This window comes from Acinetobacter sp. YH12095, from assembly GCF_013419245.1.
GTDB classification, from domain to species: domain Bacteria; phylum Pseudomonadota; class Gammaproteobacteria; order Pseudomonadales; family Moraxellaceae; genus Acinetobacter; species Acinetobacter towneri.
The window spans coordinates 13,451-30,200 of record NZ_VPAL01000014.1 but is presented as its reverse complement, the minus strand read 5'-3'; the positions used below and the strand labels follow the sequence as shown (position 1 = coordinate 30,200).

Annotated in this window: 16 protein-coding genes; 8 read left to right on the top strand and 8 right to left on the bottom strand. The window is 41.1% G+C overall.

What is annotated here, in order from left to right:
- Window positions 1-36 precede the first annotated feature (36 nt).
- Entirely contained in the window at window positions 37-1,761 is a 1,725-nt protein-coding gene (locus tag FTU35_RS09960; RefSeq protein WP_180064711.1) for a glutamine--tRNA ligase/YqeY domain fusion protein, read from the top strand.
- Window positions 1,762-1,891: 130 nt separating this feature from the next.
- On the opposite strand, the gene FTU35_RS09955 is transcribed toward FTU35_RS09960, so the two are convergent.
- The gene (locus FTU35_RS09955) at window positions 1,892-2,425 is read right to left on the bottom strand and encodes a lecithin retinol acyltransferase family protein (RefSeq protein ID WP_096900868.1); all 534 of its coding nucleotides are present in this window, start codon (window positions 2,423-2,425) and stop codon (window positions 1,892-1,894) included.
- A gap of 135 nt (window positions 2,426-2,560) precedes the next feature.
- Between FTU35_RS09955 and FTU35_RS09950 the strand changes: the two genes are divergently transcribed.
- Window positions 2,561-3,313 carry a phosphodiester glycosidase family protein gene (locus tag FTU35_RS09950; RefSeq protein ID WP_225530198.1) on the top strand — a complete coding sequence of 251 codons (753 nt, stop codon included), beginning with the start codon at window positions 2,561-2,563 and terminating at the stop codon, window positions 3,311-3,313.
- A 30-nt stretch (window positions 3,314-3,343) separates the two neighbouring features.
- Here FTU35_RS09950 and FTU35_RS09945 read toward each other — a convergent pair whose 3' ends face one another.
- The 4 genes from FTU35_RS09945 to FTU35_RS09930 form a co-directional block, all read right to left on the bottom strand.
- Window positions 3,344-3,592, bottom strand: coding sequence for a hypothetical protein (locus FTU35_RS09945; protein WP_004973320.1), 249 nt, complete (start codon window positions 3,590-3,592; stop codon window positions 3,344-3,346).
- Between the two features lie 224 nt (window positions 3,593-3,816).
- On the bottom strand, window positions 3,817-4,041 hold the full coding sequence (locus FTU35_RS09940) for a hypothetical protein (protein WP_004973321.1): 225 nt from the start codon (window positions 4,039-4,041) through the stop codon (window positions 3,817-3,819).
- Between the two features lie 241 nt (window positions 4,042-4,282).
- Window positions 4,283-5,365 carry a tRNA (uridine(54)-C5)-methyltransferase TrmA gene (trmA, locus tag FTU35_RS09935; protein WP_154320708.1) on the bottom strand — a complete coding sequence of 361 codons (1,083 nt, stop codon included), beginning with the start codon at window positions 5,363-5,365 and terminating at the stop codon, window positions 4,283-4,285.
- 162 nt (window positions 5,366-5,527) lie between these two features.
- Window positions 5,528-6,229 carry an NAD-dependent deacylase gene (locus FTU35_RS09930; protein ID WP_004973326.1) on the bottom strand — a complete coding sequence of 234 codons (702 nt, stop codon included), beginning with the start codon at window positions 6,227-6,229 and terminating at the stop codon, window positions 5,528-5,530.
- Window positions 6,230-6,493: 264 nt separating this feature from the next.
- On the opposite strand from FTU35_RS09930, the gene FTU35_RS09925 reads away from it, so the two are divergent.
- On the top strand, window positions 6,494-7,735 hold the full coding sequence (locus tag FTU35_RS09925) for an acyl-CoA dehydrogenase (protein ID WP_180064710.1): 1,242 nt from the start codon (window positions 6,494-6,496) through the stop codon (window positions 7,733-7,735).
- A gap of 78 nt (window positions 7,736-7,813) precedes the next feature.
- Here FTU35_RS09925 and FTU35_RS09920 read toward each other — a convergent pair whose 3' ends face one another.
- Complete coding sequence (locus FTU35_RS09920) at window positions 7,814-8,722, bottom strand: alpha/beta fold hydrolase (RefSeq protein ID WP_180064709.1); 909 nt, start codon at window positions 8,720-8,722, stop codon at window positions 7,814-7,816.
- A gap of 125 nt (window positions 8,723-8,847) precedes the next feature.
- A complete protein-coding gene (locus FTU35_RS09915; protein WP_180064708.1) occupies window positions 8,848-9,399 on the bottom strand; it encodes a PadR family transcriptional regulator in 552 nt (183 codons plus the stop codon).
- Between the two features lie 134 nt (window positions 9,400-9,533).
- Between FTU35_RS09915 and FTU35_RS09910 the strand changes: the two genes are divergently transcribed.
- From FTU35_RS09910 to FTU35_RS09900, 3 genes are all read left to right on the top strand, one after another.
- The gene (locus FTU35_RS09910; protein ID WP_179989502.1) at window positions 9,534-11,558 is read left to right on the top strand and encodes an NADPH-dependent 2,4-dienoyl-CoA reductase; all 2,025 of its coding nucleotides are present in this window, start codon (window positions 9,534-9,536) and stop codon (window positions 11,556-11,558) included.
- 140 nt (window positions 11,559-11,698) lie between these two features.
- Window positions 11,699-12,112 carry a nuclear transport factor 2 family protein gene (locus FTU35_RS09905; protein WP_004973337.1) on the top strand — a complete coding sequence of 138 codons (414 nt, stop codon included), beginning with the start codon at window positions 11,699-11,701 and terminating at the stop codon, window positions 12,110-12,112.
- Between the two features lie 90 nt (window positions 12,113-12,202).
- Window positions 12,203-13,309: a YheT family hydrolase gene (locus tag FTU35_RS09900; protein ID WP_026438425.1), complete on the top strand. Its 1,107-nt coding sequence runs from the start codon at window positions 12,203-12,205 to the stop codon at window positions 13,307-13,309.
- A gap of 197 nt (window positions 13,310-13,506) precedes the next feature.
- Here FTU35_RS09900 and FTU35_RS09895 read toward each other — a convergent pair whose 3' ends face one another.
- The gene (locus tag FTU35_RS09895; RefSeq protein WP_004973341.1) at window positions 13,507-13,926 is read right to left on the bottom strand and encodes a hypothetical protein; all 420 of its coding nucleotides are present in this window, start codon (window positions 13,924-13,926) and stop codon (window positions 13,507-13,509) included.
- A 226-nt stretch (window positions 13,927-14,152) separates the two neighbouring features.
- On the opposite strand from FTU35_RS09895, the gene FTU35_RS09890 reads away from it, so the two are divergent.
- Window positions 14,153-15,793 (top strand): CTP synthase, encoded by a 1,641-nt coding sequence (locus FTU35_RS09890; protein WP_004973343.1) that lies wholly within the window; start codon window positions 14,153-14,155, stop codon window positions 15,791-15,793.
- Window positions 15,794-15,824: 31 nt separating this feature from the next.
- Window positions 15,825-16,682 (top strand): 3-deoxy-8-phosphooctulonate synthase, encoded by an 858-nt coding sequence (kdsA, locus tag FTU35_RS09885; RefSeq protein ID WP_004973345.1) that lies wholly within the window; start codon window positions 15,825-15,827, stop codon window positions 16,680-16,682.
- Window positions 16,683-16,750: the final 68 nt, after the last annotated feature.

Genomic DNA, 16,750 nt, shown 5'->3' with positions numbered 1-16,750 from the left:
TTTATCCAATTTTATTTTAGAAGTGATTTTATTGCTATGAAGCCAAATGATGTTGTTGCATCTCTGCCAAACACCCCGACACCAAGTTCAAATGCCTCTGTCGATGCTGTGCAGCAAGAACAACAGCCGGGCTTAGACTTTATACGTCAAGTCATTACCGATGATATTGCGGCGGGTCGCACTCAGCAGGTGGTGACACGTTTTCCACCTGAGCCGAATGGTTATTTGCATATTGGTCACGTGAAAGCAATTTGCTTGAACTTTGGCATCGCACAAGAATATCAAGGGGTGTGTAACTTACGTTTTGATGACACCAACCCAGATGCAGAAGAACAAGAATATGTTGATGGTATTGCCAATGACGTGAAATGGCTGGGTTTTGAGTGGAATGGCGAACCACGCTATGCATCAAGCTATTTCGATCAATTATATACATGGGCAATTCAGCTGATCGAACAAGGCGATGCTTATGTCGATTTGCAAACCCCTGATGAGATTAAGCTCAATCGTGGTTCTTTTGTAGAGCCGGGTAAAAATTCGCCATATCGTGATACGCCAGTAGCAGAAAACTTGGCTTTATTTGAAAAAATGCGCAATGGTGAATTAGGCGAAGGTCAGGCAGTACTCCGTGCCAAAATTGATATGGCTTCACCAAACGTACACATGCGTGATCCGATTTTGTATCGTGTTTTACATTCATCGCATCACCAAACGGGCGATAAATGGAAAATGTACCCAATGTATGATTATGCGCATCCATTATCAGATGCCATTGAAGGCATTACTCATTCACTATGTACTTTAGAATTCCAAGACCATCGTCCATTCTATGATTGGGTGGTGGAAAAGGTGAAATCCGAGGCTGTGCCGCGTCAGTATGAATCTAGCCGTTTGAATATTGATTACACCATCACATCTAAGCGTAAATTGCGTAAATTGGTTGAAGGCGGTTTTGTGAATGGTTGGGATGACCCACGTATGCCAACAGTGGTAGGTATGCGTCGTCGTGGCTTTACACCAGAAGGTTTGCGTGATTTCTGTAAGCGTGTAGGTGTGTCTAAGTCGGATGGTATTGTGGATGTTGCAATGCTTGAATATTGCATCCGTCAGTCATTGGAAAATACTGCAGCACGTGGTATGGCGGTGTTAAATCCACTTAAAGTGACTTTGACTAACTTGCCAGAAGCATTAGATTTGGTCCATGCACGTCATCCAAATGTAGATATGGGCGAGCGTAGTATTCCACTGACTTCTGAAATTTATATTGACCGTAAAGACTTTGAAGAAGTGCCGCCTAAAGGTTTCAAGCGTTTAGTGCCAGAAGGTGAGGTGCGTCTACGCCATGCTTATGTAATCAAGTGTGATGAAGTGATTAAAGATGCCAACGGCGAAGTTATTAAGCTGAAATGTTCAATTGACCCTGAAACTTTGGGCAAAAACCCAGAAGGTCGTAAAGTCAAAGGCGTGATTCACTGGGTATCTGCAAGTAAAGGCGTTGCGGCAGAAGTTCGTTTATATGATCGCTTATTTACTGAGTCTGATCCAGAAGTGGGTGATGATTTCTTGGCGAATTTAAACCCCGAATCGTTGACTGTGGTACAAGCCATTGTTGAACCTGCATTGGCAACAGCACAACCAGAAGATCGTTTCCAATTTGAACGTGAAGGTTATTTTGTTGCAGATCAGTATGATCACAGTGCGGAAAAACCAGTGTTTAACCGCATTTTAGACTTAAAAGACAGCTTCAAACCTGGCAAGTAACACCTTATTTAAGTTTTAGCTTGCAACTTGAAAGCCCAACTTGATCAATTCAGGTTGGGCTTTTGGTTTTATCTATTTGAGGTTTATAGAATATTTTGTGAGATATACAGTGTCGCTAAAATGACTGCGATTAGCGGTTTTTATGCTGTTCCTGCTTCATCAGGATTTGCGGTAACTGCATTTTGGCTTTATCGCGTAGTTTCTTCTTAATATAGAGCACTAAAGCAAAGCAAGTGGTGGTCAGGGTCAGCATCATACTGTTCATATAACTCATCAATGAACTGACATAACCAATGGTGGTTAAACGATCCATCATCTTAAATACTTGCGGGCTGCTTTCCACACCTGTAATTGCCCAAGTGCATAAATGTTCACAGTTATTCATAATCAGATGATAATTGTTTTCATGCATTCTGGAGCGCATACGGCGTACCACTTTGCGGCCTTTATACTTGGGCGCATGATACGACTGCACAATAATATTTTTGCCGTGACTAAACTTTTCAATACTGGTCATTTCAATCGGGTGTTTTTTAAAAAGATGTGCAAAACCCGAATAGTGAATCACGCGACCACGCCCGGCATAGATACCATGATGGCTATAGCCGAAGTGTTTCACAATTAAATGTGCCCCTAAAGGAAATCGTGTTTTCTGCTTGAGCATCGTACGCTTGACCAATAAAGTAACATGAGTAGAGAAAAGAAATCAGGTTTTATAGTGTACTGCGTCTGAAGCAAATATGCGATAACCCATTCAGTTATATGCACAATTTGTAACATAGCAGGTATGGAGATGATAATGTTTTGTTCTCGGTGGAAGTGCTTATTGCTCTGTTATTTATTCTGCACGCCTACTGCACAAGCGGAAATTCGCGCATGGACGGTTAACAACAGTAAAATCAATGCAGATGTGGTGGAAGTGACACAGTTGTCACAGTTAGGCTTATATCTGAAAGATCGGCAAGGGAAACCATATCTGCAAATTTCACAACTACAAAAAAATCTACAGTCTTGTGAAAACATGCAATTTGCCATGAATGCAGGCATGTTTCATCCAGATTATTCGCCTGTGGGTTTGTATGTGGAACAAGGACGACAACTTAAAAAGCTGAACCGACAGCAACAGGGATGGGGGAATTTTTTAATTCAGCCCAATGGTGTACTGGCGTGGAATCATCAACGGGTGTTTTTAGGAACAACCCAACAATATGCCAATCAAGCGTTCAAAGCGCAGTATGCGACACAGTCTGGCCCAATGTTAGTTATTAATCGCCAGTTAAATTCACGTTTTTTGGCAGACAGTACTTCTTATAAAATTAGAAATGGGGTTGGGTTAAAAGACCAAAGCCTGTACTTTGTGATTAGCAAGACGCCCGTAACTTTTCATCAATTTGCCACCTTTTTTAAAGATGAGCTGCAAACGCCAAATGCCTTGTATTTAGATGGTTCGATTTCTACAGCGTATATTCCGCAATTACAACGTCATACTCATCCACATCGCAATTTAGGTCCAATTTTAGCTTATATAGATCATCAAGGCTGTAAACCCTAACATTGGAATTTGGTTTTGGCTTGGCTGAATTTATTGTCCAATAAAACCTAAGGCTGTGCCTTGCATCCTGCAGATTTTGACTGCTTCTTCGCTTTTCATTTGTTTGACTTCATTTTCAAATTGCTTTTTTTGTTGTTTAAGTTGCTCATCTGAAATACCCATGTTTTTAGCAAAACTTTCCATTTTCTCCCAAGTTTCGGCACATTCTTTCGGCATTGGGCTACAGGCTGTTAAACTTAGGCTGAGTAGGGCAAGACAGCTAAGGCTAGTTTTTTTCATTGTCATTTTCTCTGTTTGAATAATTCGAATTTATTGGTGTAATGATTATGTGTAGAAATATTAGCGCATGATTATGAAGATATGATTGACTGCGTTTGAAAAGATTAGCGTTTTTGTGCAAGTTCAAGCACGTGTCGCGATTTATAAAATTTATCGTTCTAATATATATGCAGCCATTAAAAAAGGCACTTAGTTCAACTAAATGCCTTTTTTATCATATTCCATTACTGGAATGGTAGATGCTGGAGTTCATTCAACTCTTTGCGGCTATAACCTCGCGAAGCGAGAACCTTCTTAATCCCGATAATGACATCTTCATCTGTGGCTTTGGTTAAAGCTTCGAGAAGTTGTTCATTTGTCTTGCAAGAGCAATCATTTTCAACACAAGCAATTTGATTTTTATGCTCGTTTTGCTGTTCTGTAGAGAACAACTTTTGCCAAAAACTCATAGAGCCTTCATTCACAACCTAACATAGATCGAAATATAGCCAATATAAAAAATAAATCAAGTCGACCTAAGTGATAAAAGCAGCAATCGAGTTGCAGAATTTTCGATGATATTGCATTTTTTTAACGAAATTATGACAGTTAAAGGGCTTGTAATGCTTTAACTGATTCATTTACATCATAATATTTACAAGTGCTAAAAAGGAGAACTTGTAAATATTGAAGAATAATGCAACAAATTGTTTAAATCTTTTCCAGTAAAACACCCGACTCAACATGATGGGTGTATGGGAATTGATCAAACAGTGCAAATTGCGTCACTTTATGGCTTTGACACAAGGTTTTTAAATTGTCATGCAATGTGTCTGGGTTGCACGAAATATAAATAATACGCTTAAAACGCTGTAGGAGTTTTAAGGTGTCATCGTCAATTCCTGCGCGTGGCGGATCGACAAAGACCGTATCAAAATCATAACTTGCAAGATCAATGTTCGCTTCTTGCAAGCGGCGGAATTCACGCTCACCGTTATAGGCTTGAGTAAACTCTTCAGCCGATAAGCGTGCTACTTGAATATTCTCAATCTGGTTTTGTTCAATATTCCACTGCGCTGCATATACCGAAGATTTAGCCAGTTCTGTGGCAAGTACACGACGGAAACGAGTCGATAGCGGCAGGGTAAAGTTACCATTACCACAATAAAGTTCTAATAAATCTTGCTCAGAATATTCGGCAACCGTACATGCCCATTCCAGCATTTTTTGGCAAACTTGCGCGTTTGGCTGGGTAAAGCTGCTTTCAATTTGCTTATAGGTATAAGTGCGCTCAAAAACCTGTAATTGTTCAACTACATACTCATCGGATAGCACGAATTTTTGCCCACGGCTGCGTCCAATCAGTTTAATGTTTAATGCTTTGCTCAAAGCTTGGGCTGCAGGCTCCCAATCAGATTCAAGTTTGCGGTGATAAAGCAGTGAAACCAACATTTCGCCACTTAAAGTCGCTAAAAAATGCACTTCAAATAAACGAGCCGATAATACGGGATCGGCTTTCAGGGCGGCTAACAGCTTTGGCATTAATAAGTTAATGCTGCGGTCTGCAATCGGAAACTCATCTACACGAATAACTTTTTTCTGCTTATCTTCACTGCGTTCAAACATGGCATAAAACAGATCATCTTCAATATGCCAAATTCGGAACTCTGCCCGCATACGGTAGTTGTGTTCTGGTGAGGCAAATACTTGCAAGGCAGGCGGGTTATATTCGGCAAATTGGGCAGAAATACGGGCAACTTTTGCATCAAGTTGTTGCTGATAAGATGAGGTCATATGCAGTAAACATCACAAACACAGAGAAAGAGCGATGGTAACAAAGTTTTAAAGAGATACCTAAAACTATTATGAAAATGATGCAATCCTGCAAGATGTCAAAATAGCCTAAGCATGTTGATGACATCTTACAAGTGGAAAAATTTAGATACTGTAATTACTTTAAACTTGATGTAATTGATCGAACAATTGCTGCATGCCCTCAGTGGCAGTTTTGGAAATCCGTTGAAATTGAGCAGGAAGTTGGGCTTGCATGGCTTTTGGGTCAATATAATAAGCCTGACAATTTGCAGGAATTTCGTGTACTAATCCAGCAACAGGGTACACCACCAAACTTGTACCAATCACAATAAAAATATCGGCATCTTGAATCAAATCCAGTGCTTCTTCATAGGCAGGAACTGCTTCGCCAAACCAGACCACATGCGGACGTAAAGGATAGCCTTGTGGGCAAAGATCCTGTTGCAAGTTCAGCGAGTCACCTTCAATTGGAAAAAATTCTGTCGTGTATTGTGCATGAGGCCCTGAGCTTTTGGCTAAACGAATATTGCCGTGTAAATGCAAAACTTCTGAACTGCCTGCACGTTCATGCAAATCATCAATATTTTGGGTGATCACTTGTACATCAAAATCATCTTCAAGTTCAGCAATTAAGCGATGCGCCAAGTTAGGCTGCGCATTAAGAATGTTTTTACGACGTTCATTATAAAAGCGTTGGACTAATTCAGGATTCCTTGCCCATGCTTCAGGACTTGCGACATCCTCCACGCGATGTTTTTCCCATAAGCCATCACCATCTCTAAAGGTGTTGATTCCACTTTCTGCGCTCATACCTGCACCCGAAAAAACTACTAATTTACGCATGTTTTATTCTCTTGATGGATGGTTAGATTTGAGTATAAGTGCCGAAAATAGAAACACAAATCTACAGCTCATTTTTTCAGAATTTTAAGTATCTAAATATGTGAAAGTTTAGTGCTGTCTATAACTTTGCTGAATAACTGAATCAAAGTTCACTTTTTATTGCTTGTTATTTCATTTTAATGATAGAACATAAAGTAAAGTAGTATGACGCTACAAAATCAAATATTGATGAACCAGAACCTATAATAATGTGCAGAGGATGCCATGTCACAACACAATCCATCGCCAAATCACACGCCTGCAACTCACAGTGAAAAAGTGAAATTTGATTGGAAAGATCCTTTTTTGCTTGAACAGCAATTGACTGAAACCGAACGTATGATTCGTGATAGTGCCTATGCTTATTGTCAGGAAAAATTACTGCCGCGGGTACGTGATCAGTTTAGACATGAAACGGTAGATCGCAGCATCTTCCGTGAAATGGGTGAGCTTGGTTTGTTAGGCTCAACCATACCTGAACAATATGGCGGTGCAGGTTTAAATTATGTGAGTTATGGATTAATTTCACGTGAAATTGAACGGGTCGATTCAGGCTATCGTTCTATGGCAAGTGTACAAAGCTCATTGGTGATGGTGCCAATTTATGAGTTTGGCAGTGAAGCACAAAAACAGAAATATTTACCCAAACTTGCTTCGGGTGAATGGGTGGGATGTTTCGGTCTGACTGAACCTGATTTTGGCTCCGACCCTGGCAGTATGAACAGCAGAGCACATAAAGTTGCAGGCGGTTATCGTTTACACGGTGCGAAAATGTGGATTACCAATAGTCCAATTGCCGATGTATTTGTGGTGTGGGCAAAAGAAGTTTCAGCAGATGGGCAAGTGGGTGATATTCGCGGTTTTATTTTAGAAAAAGGTTGGGATGGACTTTCTGCACCAATCATTCAAGGCAAGGTTGGTTTACGCGCTTCAATCACAGGTGAAATTGTCATGGACAATGTTTTTGTGCCTGAAGAAAATATGTTACCTGAAGTGCGTGGTTTAAAAGGGCCGTTCACTTGTTTAAATAGTGCACGTTATGGCATTGCTTGGGGTGCTATGGGTGCGGCTGAGTTTTGTTGGCATACTGCGCATCAATATACGATGGATCGGATTCAGTTCGGACGTCCTTTGGCGACCAATCAGCTCATTCAAAAGAAACTTGCCGATATGCAAACCGAAATCGCGCTGGGTTTACAAATTGCTTTACGTTTTGGTCGTATGAAAGATGAGGGTATTGCTTCACTCGAAGGTACTTCGCTGATTAAACGCAACAACTGTGGCAAGGCCTTAGAAATTGCTCGTATGGCGCGCGATATGCTTGGTGGGAATGGTATCAGTGATGAATATGGCGTGGCGCGGCATTTGGTCAATTTGGAAGTCGTGAATACCTATGAAGGGACGCACGATGTGCATGCGCTAATTTTAGGTCGTGCGCAAACGGGTATCGCGGCTTTTGCCAATTAAATCTAGATCTAAACTAAATCTAGGTCTAATGATGCTACGGTGGAAAATATTGCAAACCACATTTTCCACCGTTTTACTTTAGCTGTTTAGTTTTAAAAATTGGCTAATTTCCTGATTAAATTTCAACGGTTCGGTCAGTAAAGGGGTATGCCCAGATTGGTGAAATATGACTTGTTTCGCATTCGGCATAGCTTCTACCACTTGACGTTGTCCTTCTGCCGCATACAAGGTCGATTGTGCGCCTGTAAAAAAGACTGTCGGACAACCCAGTTGAGTTAAAGCCTCACGATAATCTTCCTGATGGTGTAAATAATTGTCGATATACCAGCGTAAATAATCTAAACGCTGTGTAGGTAAAATATAGCGTTGTAAAACAGGACGTTTGACGGCCAGTTTAAATAAAAACGGACTGATTTTATTGCTGGCTTGTAATTCTATAAATTCTAGCCAAAGTTCGACTAAGTTTTTACGCTGCAACACATCCATTTGTTGAATATCAGTATATTGCGCGTGATCATGTAAAAACTCGGACAGATGAATCAATAACTGTTTAAATTGTTGATGTTGATTGCCAAATAAGCCATAAGGCCAGTTTTCATCTACCCCAATTTTTGGTGCTTGGTCAATTTGTAAATAACTGCTTAAATGCGCAGCCAATTGTCCATATTGCATGCCATGCATGGCAGTGGTTGCCCCCATGGAATAGCCAATCAGTTTAAATTGTTGCAGGTTCTGTTGTTGAAGCAGACTGTTTAAATCTTGCCAATGGCTCGAAATAGCATCCAGTTCTGGAACGGCACACAGGTTTGAACCCCCAAAACCACGCCAGTCTGGAATAATAAAACGATACTGCTTTTTATGTTGATACAGAAATGGCAACCATTGCCAACTGTGCATGACTAAACCTGAAAGCACAACCACAGGCTCACCTTGACCAAATTCACGTACAAATAGAGCTTCGCCATCGGGCATGCGGTAAAAAGGCATCAGCATTTCCTTGCATGGTTGTAATTAAAGATGCGTTATTCTTTATAGCATAGCCTGATCATTTCTGTATGGTGAGCAACCCTGATTTCACATTGATGTGGTTGCTATTACTTAAAAATATACTTTTAAGATGAGGCTTCGGCATCAAACTTTTTCAGTTCAGGAATCACATTTTCTAGCCATTCAATCCAGCCAATTTCCTGATCTATCCCTAGCTGCAAAATCATTTTATGAATATACAGGGTACGGTTGTTCTCAGGTGCTTGGCTAAAGTCTTTGGCAAAAATCTGTTGATAGGTGTGCAACTTGGCTTTGTGAAGCAGCAAATGTCGTTCTAGTTCGGGTAAGACGCTGTTGCCGCCAAGTTGGGCTTCGGCACGTAAACGTACCATAAGTTCTTCGCGTAATTGTGCAGGCGGGCTTTGCTCGACCATCCAGTTTGCCAGTTCATGCCGCCCCAAAGCTTCTACCTGATAGGTTTTGCTACGACTGCTAGAATCTTCATCTTCTAAGGTTGAAATCCAACCTTTTTTCAGCATGGTATTTAGTTCGCGATAAATTTGTTGATGGGTCGCATTCCAGAAAAACCCCATAGAGCGGTCAAAACGGCGTGCCAATTCAATACCGTTACTGGGTTTTTCAATTAAACTGGTCAATAAAACGTGAGCGAGCGACATAAACAGAGCAACTTTATTTTTTTCAGCTTTAATTATGCAACATGTTGCATAAAAATTAAATCTAGAATATAAAAGTATGCAACAAGTTGCATTAAGCATAAAACAGCCAGCATTTTTGCCAGCAGGGAGATTCTATGTCTGACTATCCACATTTACTTGCGCCTTTAGATTTAGGCTTTACCACTTTAAAAAATCGGGTCTTAATGGGTTCAATGCACGTTGGACTAGAAGAAGCACCGGGTGGATACGAACGTATGGCGGCTTTTTATGCAGAGCGTGCCAAAGGTGGCGTTGGGCTGATTGTAACAGGTGGTATTTCACCGAATGATGCAGGCTTAACCTTTGCGGGCGGCAATAAACTTGATACTCGTCAAGAAGCAGAAAAACATAAAGTGGTGACTCAGGCTGTGCATGATGCAGGCGGCAGAATTGCTTTACAGATTTTACATACGGGACGTTATTCCTATCAGCCCGATATTGTCGCACCGTCAGCAATTCAGGCACCGATTAACCCAAGTAAACCACATGCACTAACATCGGCAGAAGTACAGCAAACCATTGCCGACTTTGTGAATTGTGCCAAATTGGCACAATACGCAGGCTATGATGGTGTCGAAATCATGGGTTCGGAAGGCTATTTAATTAATGAGTTTATTGTTGCGCGTACCAACCATCGTGATGATGAATGGGGCGGCAGTTATGAAAACCGTATTCGTTTCCCAATTGAAATTGTTAAACGTACCCGTGCAGAAGTGGGTGAAAACTTTATTATTATTTACCGCTTGTCGATGTTGGATTTAGTCGAAGGCGGTTCGAGTTTTGAAGAAGTGGTGCAATTGGCACAAGCGATTGAAAAAGCAGGTGCAACCATTATCAATACAGGGATTGGCTGGCATGAAGCACGTATCCCAACCATTGCTACCAAAGTCCCTCGCGCAGCTTTTACATGGGTGACAGAGAAATTAAAAGGTTTGGTTAAAGTGCCACTGATCACTTCAAACCGTATTAACACCCCTGAAATGGCTGAGCATGTTTTGGCTGCAGGACATGCCGATATGGTATCGATGGCACGTCCAATGTTGGCAGATGCTTTCTTTGTGCAAAAAGCAGAGCAAGGTCGCAGTGATGAAATCAACACATGTATTGGTTGTAACCAAGCTTGTTTAGACCATATTTTCTCAATGAAGATTGCTTCATGTTTGGTCAATCCACGTGCTTGCCATGAAACAGAACTCATTTTTAAAGAAGCAACACAGACTAAAAAAATTGCGGTGATTGGTGCAGGGCCTGCAGGTTTGAGCTTTGCAACCTATGCTGCAGAACGTGGGCATCAGGTGACGATTTTTGAAGCATCGAATCAAATTGGTGGGCAGTTTAATATTGCTAAAACCATTCCTGGTAAAGAAGAGTTTTACGAAACTTTGCGCTATTTCAAACGCCAAATTGAGCTGCAACCGAATATTAAATTGGTATTGAATCATACGGCTAGTTTTGAACAATTGCTCAATGCTGACTTCGATGATGTGGTTGTGGCAACAGGTGTAACCCCGCGTCAATTGGATATCGCAGGTATTAATCACCCTAAAGTGCTGAGCTATATTGAGGTATTAAAAGAGCGTAAGCCTGTAGGTCAACGTGTTGCGATTATTGGCGCTGGTGGTATTGGTTTTGATACTGCAGAATATTTAAGCCATGAAGGTGAAAGTGGTAGTCTAAATCCTGAAAAATTCTACGATGAATGGGGAATTGATACCAATTATGCGCATGTCGGTGGTTTAAAAGCAGCAAAAGTTGAAGAATCGCCACGTGAAATTTATTTATTGCAACGTAAAGCATCATCCGTGGGTGCTGGCTTGGGTAAAACAACAGGCTGGATTCATCGTACAGGTTTAAAAAACCGTGACGTTAAAATGATTGCAGGGGCAAGTTATGACCTGATTGATGATCAAGGCTTGCACATCACCGTCAATGGTCAAAGTACAGTGCTCGAAGTTGATCATGTGGTGATTTGTGCAGGGCAAGAGTCTTACACCGCCATGTATGAGCAATTACAGGCAGCAGGCAAAAATGTGCATTTAATTGGTGGGGCGAAAGAAGCAGGCGAGTTAGATGCCAAACGTGCAATTCGTCAGGGTGCTGAATTGGCAGCGAAAATTTAATGTAATTCCTTCTCCCTCTCCTTTGGGAGGGGGCTGGGGAGAGAGTTAATAATCGCTTCTGCCCAGTGCAGCAGTGCTTCAGTCTCACTCAGGGACTCTGCATAGAAATGAAATATCAAAACAAAAAAAAGGAACTTAACATGACTTTGGAAACAACAAAATTAGCGGTACAGCGTTGGCATACAATGCTGCAAAACCATGATATGTCTATTTTGAGTGAATTGCTGGCAGATGATGTGGTGTTTCGTTCACCTGTAGCGTACCAACCTTATGCGGGTAAACAAGTGGTATTTTTTATTTTGACCAATGTAATTCAGGTCTTTGAAAACTTTACTTATCACCGTGAGTTTTATACTGAAGATGGTTGCAATGTTGTACTTGAATTTTCCGCCAATGTGGGAGATAAAAAACTTAAAGGAATTGATATGATTCAATTCAATACACAAGGACAAATTGTGGACTTTGAAGTGATGATTCGCCCGAAAAGTGGTTTAGAGGCATTGGCTGTGCAAATGGGACAACGTATGGCTGCCTTTATGCCAACCGAAAAATAAAATACCGCGTGTGTATGGCAATGAAGTTGTTTTATAGAAATCGGTTTCGGGTTGGCATGCTTGAAAGTGCATGTATTGCTTGGGAGTAAAATGATGTCTACATTACAAAAAATAGCGAAAATTACACAAGCGGTTTTAGATCAGGTCACAGGCGCAGATTTACCGACGTTGTATTATCATCCACATGGAGAAATCCGTCGGGTATTGGATTATTTACCACAGCTCAAAGAAAAATACCGTCCAACACCGTGGCTGTCCAATACACATGCGCATCTTTTATATTTTGATTTAATTAAAAAGAAAACCATTCGTCAGCAGTATGATCGGGTTGATCAACTCACTATGCAAGATGGCGGTATCACCGCAGTTGCTTGGGTGGGTTATGACTTACCTGCAGATACTCCCACAATTGTTTTAATGCATACCATTACAGGTTCTTTGGAAAGTATGCGTGAGTTGGTGCGCGATTTACATCAGCAGACACAGTGGCGTATTGCCTTATGTTTACGTCGTGGGCATGGCAATTTACCTATGCCTGTACCACAAATGAATCTGTTTGGTTCGACGCATGATTTGCGTGAACAAATAGTGTTTATTCAGCAACAATTTCCACAATCTGAATTATATGCTGTTGGTTCTTCCGCAGGGACAGGATTATTGGTGCGCTATTTGGGCGAAGAAGGCGAGCAAACCCCAATTAAAGCCGCGTTTGCACTGTGCCCAGGATATAACACTGAACTAGGCTTTCAGCATGTGCATCCTTTTTACAGTAAAGTGATGACCAAAAAATTATTCCAGTTTTTTATTCAGCCCCATCAGGACATTTGGCAAAACGTAAAATCTTTATCGCAAGTGTTAAGTGCGACTACATTGGCAGAGTTTGAAAAGGCGTATTTTGAATTGGCGGGTTTTGAAGATTATGACAGCTACACACAAGCCATTAACCCAATTTATGTGTTTGAGAATGTCAAAATTCCGCTTATGGTTTTAAATGCAGAAGATGACCCAGTGTGCCACATCAAAAACTTTGATCCTTATAAAGAAACCATACGGAAAATGCCAAATATTATGGTAGTGACGACCCGTAAAGGCAGTCATTGTGGTTTTTATGAAGGTGTCGGTTTTACTAAATCTTGGGCATCGCGTTTAATTTCTAATTATTTTAAAGTGCAATCGCAGTTGCTGCAGGCAAGTTAAAGTGAAGCGCACAAACCTATATAGAAATAGGTAGCTGTATTGCAAATGTATTCACGAGTTATCTCAGCGAAGACTCATCCAAATGAATAAAAAACCCAGTACACAATGACTGGGTTTTTTAACGTCAATTCAAATCTAAGATAAGAACTTACACCTTAAAACTGACTTTAACTTAAAGCTTAGTTTTAAGTGAGCACTTAGTTCTCAAGTGCTGGGGTTGCAGCAGCAATCGCAGCGGCAACAGCATCATCTTCAGATTGAGCACCTGTGTTATTGCTTGGACGTGCTTGAGTTGGTTTATCTTCTGCTACAGGAGCTGCCGCTTTCGGCGCAGGCGCAGGTGCAGCAGCAGGTTGTGCAGGTGTTTCACGACGGATTTCAGTTGTGGTGTTCGCTGTTTCAGTGCGCTCCACTTCTACCTGTGCAGGCGCTTCTGGTTCAGCATCTTGAATGTTTTCAACAGGTTCTAGTGGTTCAAATTGAGCAGTTTCAGTAGTTTGTTCAGTTTGAACCTCTACTTGTTCTTGCTCATCTTGCTTTGGCTGTTCTTTTTTTACACATGCAGTTAATAACAACGCCGTTGCAATTGCACCACAAATTAAAAGTTTCTTATTCATAATTGCACAAAATAAAAGATCGGATAGACGGACGTATTATAGCAATAAAATGACAGATGAAAATCCTCTCAAGAAGTTCTAATTTTTTATAGGAAATGCTGATAGAATAACCAATTGTTTATTGTTCTATGAATTGATGCGGAATGACTTTGCTTTATTGGTGCAGAGTAAAGTAAAATTGCGCAACATTGCAGGCCGATTTAGGCTCGATTGTACGAGAAACCCAATGACCCATTTTATTTTCGTGACTGGTGGTGTAGTTTCATCACTAGGTAAAGGTATTTCAGCTGCTTCAGTTGCTGCACTTTTAGAAGCCCGTGGTTTAAAAGTAACCATGGTCAAAATGGATCCATACATTAATGTCGATCCAGGGACAATGAGTCCTTTCCAACATGGTGAAGTTTTTGTCACAGAGGATGGTGCCGAAACTGACTTAGATTTGGGTTATTACGAACGTTTCTTGCGTCGTGCGAAAATGACCAAGTTAAATAACTTTACATCTGGTCGCGTGTATCAAGACGTTCTAAACAAAGAGCGCCGTGGTGATTACTTGGGCGGTACTGTTCAGGTGATTCCACACATTACCGATAATATTAAAGAACGTGTACTTCGCGCTGGCGAAGGCTACGATGTCGCAATCGTAGAAATTGGCGGTACAGTAGGCGACATTGAATCTCTCCCATTCATGGAATCTGTACGTCAATTGATGGTGGAATTAGGGCATAAGCGTACTATGCTCATGCACTTAACTTTATTGCCATATATCAAATCTGCGGCAGAGTTAAAAACCAAGCCAACTCAACACTCAGTTAAAGAATTGTTATCTATCGGTATTCAGCCAGATATTCTCATCTGCCGTACTGAACATGATGTTGATGCTGACACTACCCGTAAAATTGCGTTATTTACCAACGTAGAAGCACGTGCGGTTGTGGTATGTAAAGATGCCAAAACCATCTACCAAATTCCGCGTACATTCTATGAACAAGACGTTGATGATTTAATTTGTGAGCGTTTTGGCTTCAATGATCTTCCAGAAGCAGATTTATCTGATTGGGATAACGTAGTTGATGCATTATTGAACCCTGAATACAGCGTTCGTGTGGCGATGGTGGGTAAATATGTTGAACTGCCAGATGCCTATAAATCTGTAAACGAAGCATTATTGCATGCGGGTATTCAAAACCGCGTCAAAGTTGAAATTGACTATGTCAATGCAGAAGACCTTGAAAGCCAAGACGTTAATACTGTACTTAAAGATGCCGATGCAATTTTAGTTCCGGGCGGCTTTGGTGAGCGCGGTACCGAAGGTAAAATGCAAGCCATCAAATATGCACGTGAAAACGGTGTCCCATTCTTGGGAATCTGTTTGGGTATGCAATTGGCTGTGATTGAATATGCACGTAATGTGGCAGGTATTGCCGATGCAAGTTCAACAGAGTTTAACCGTTCGACTAAGTCGCCACTTATTGGTTTGATTACTGAATGGTTAGATGAGCGCGGCGAAGTTCAACAGCGTTCTGTCGATTCTGACTTGGGCGGCACTATGCGTTTAGGTGCACAAAAATCTGAATTGGTTGAAGGTACCAAAACTCGTGAAGTGTATGGTTCTGCAGAAATTGTAGAGCGCCATCGCCATCGCTATGAAATGAATAACCGTTATATTCCTGTGCTTGAAGAAGCAGGTCTTAAAATTTCGGGTTATTCACCAATTCAGCACTTGGTTGAAACTGTTGAAATTCCGCAACATCCTTGGTTTATTGCGGTACAATTCCACCCAGAATTTACCAGCTCGCCACGTGATGGACATCCATTGTTTGCTGGCTTTATCGGTGCGGCAAAACAACAGCATCAAAAAACCAAATAAGATGGCTTTAGGGATAAACTAGGAAGTTGAAATGTCACAATTAAAACCACAAGAAATTGTACGTTTGGGTGATATACAAATGGCGAATCATTTGCCATTTGTATTGTTTGGCGGCATGAATGTACTTGAGTCTAAAGACCTTGCATTTGAAATTGCTGAAACTTATGTGGATATTTGCACACGCTTAAATATCCCGTATGTATTCAAAGCCAGTTTTGACAAAGCCAACCGTTCTAGCCTGAACTCATTTCGTGGTCCCGGTTTAGAAAAAGGTATTGAATGGCTGGCTGACATTAAAAAGCATTTTAATGTGCCAATTATTACCGATGTGCATGAGCCGTATCAGGCTGCGCCTGTGGCAGAAGTGGCAGATATTATTCAGCTTCCTGCGTTTTTAAGTCGCCAAACCGATTTGGTTGAAGCGATGGCAAAAACTCAAGCCATTATCAACATCAAAAAAGCACAATTCCTTGCGCCGCACGAAATGCGTCATATTTTGCATAAGTGTTTAGAAGCAGGGAATGACAAATTGATTCTTTGTGAGCGTGGTTCAGCATTTGGTTACAACAACTTGGTTGTCGATATGCTGGGCTTTGACATCATGAAAGAAATGAATGTACCTGTGTTCTTTGATGTAACCCATGCTTTGCAAACTCCGGGTGGTCGTGCAGATTCGGCAGGTGGTCGTCGTGCACAAATTACCACCTTGGCACGTGCAGGTATGGCAACTGGCTTGGCAGGTTTATTCCTAGAAGCACATCCTGAACCAGAGCAGGCAAAGTGTGATGGCCCATGTGCATTGCGTCTATCACAACTTGAGCCGTTCTTGGCACAGCTTAAAGAATTGGATACCTTGGTAAAAGGTTTCCAAAAGCTAGATACACACTAAATTAGATCCATATTAAATTATAGACTCATTGATGCCTAAAGCATCACGTTATTAATCAACTGAGGAAT

Excerpts from the sequence above, each read along its gene's own strand:
- FTU35_RS09960 (WP_180064711.1), top strand. The coding sequence starts at position 37 with ATGAAGCCAAATGATGTTGTTGCATCTCTGCCAAACACCCCGACACCA.
- FTU35_RS09955 (WP_096900868.1), bottom strand. The coding sequence starts at position 2,425 with ATGCTCAAGCAGAAAACACGATTTCCTTTAGGGGCACATTTAATTGTG.
- FTU35_RS09950 (WP_225530198.1), top strand. The coding sequence starts at position 2,561 with ATGTTTTGTTCTCGGTGGAAGTGCTTATTGCTCTGTTATTTATTCTGC.
- FTU35_RS09945 (WP_004973320.1), bottom strand. The coding sequence starts at position 3,592 with ATGAAAAAAACTAGCCTTAGCTGTCTTGCCCTACTCAGCCTAAGTTTA.
- FTU35_RS09940 (WP_004973321.1), bottom strand. The coding sequence starts at position 4,041 with ATGAGTTTTTGGCAAAAGTTGTTCTCTACAGAACAGCAAAACGAGCAT.
- trmA (WP_154320708.1), bottom strand. The coding sequence starts at position 5,365 with ATGACCTCATCTTATCAGCAACAACTTGATGCAAAAGTTGCCCGTATT.
- FTU35_RS09930 (WP_004973326.1), bottom strand. The coding sequence starts at position 6,229 with ATGCGTAAATTAGTAGTTTTTTCGGGTGCAGGTATGAGCGCAGAAAGT.
- FTU35_RS09925 (WP_180064710.1), top strand. The coding sequence starts at position 6,494 with ATGTCACAACACAATCCATCGCCAAATCACACGCCTGCAACTCACAGT.
- FTU35_RS09920 (WP_180064709.1), bottom strand. The coding sequence starts at position 8,722 with ATGCCTTTTTACCGCATGCCCGATGGCGAAGCTCTATTTGTACGTGAA.
- FTU35_RS09915 (WP_180064708.1), bottom strand. The coding sequence starts at position 9,399 with ATGTCGCTCGCTCACGTTTTATTGACCAGTTTAATTGAAAAACCCAGT.
- FTU35_RS09910 (WP_179989502.1), top strand. The coding sequence starts at position 9,534 with ATGTCTGACTATCCACATTTACTTGCGCCTTTAGATTTAGGCTTTACC.
- FTU35_RS09905 (WP_004973337.1), top strand. The coding sequence starts at position 11,699 with ATGACTTTGGAAACAACAAAATTAGCGGTACAGCGTTGGCATACAATG.
- FTU35_RS09900 (WP_026438425.1), top strand. The coding sequence starts at position 12,203 with ATGATGTCTACATTACAAAAAATAGCGAAAATTACACAAGCGGTTTTA.
- FTU35_RS09895 (WP_004973341.1), bottom strand. The coding sequence starts at position 13,926 with ATGAATAAGAAACTTTTAATTTGTGGTGCAATTGCAACGGCGTTGTTA.
- FTU35_RS09890 (WP_004973343.1), top strand. The coding sequence starts at position 14,153 with ATGACCCATTTTATTTTCGTGACTGGTGGTGTAGTTTCATCACTAGGT.
- kdsA (WP_004973345.1), top strand. The coding sequence starts at position 15,825 with ATGTCACAATTAAAACCACAAGAAATTGTACGTTTGGGTGATATACAA.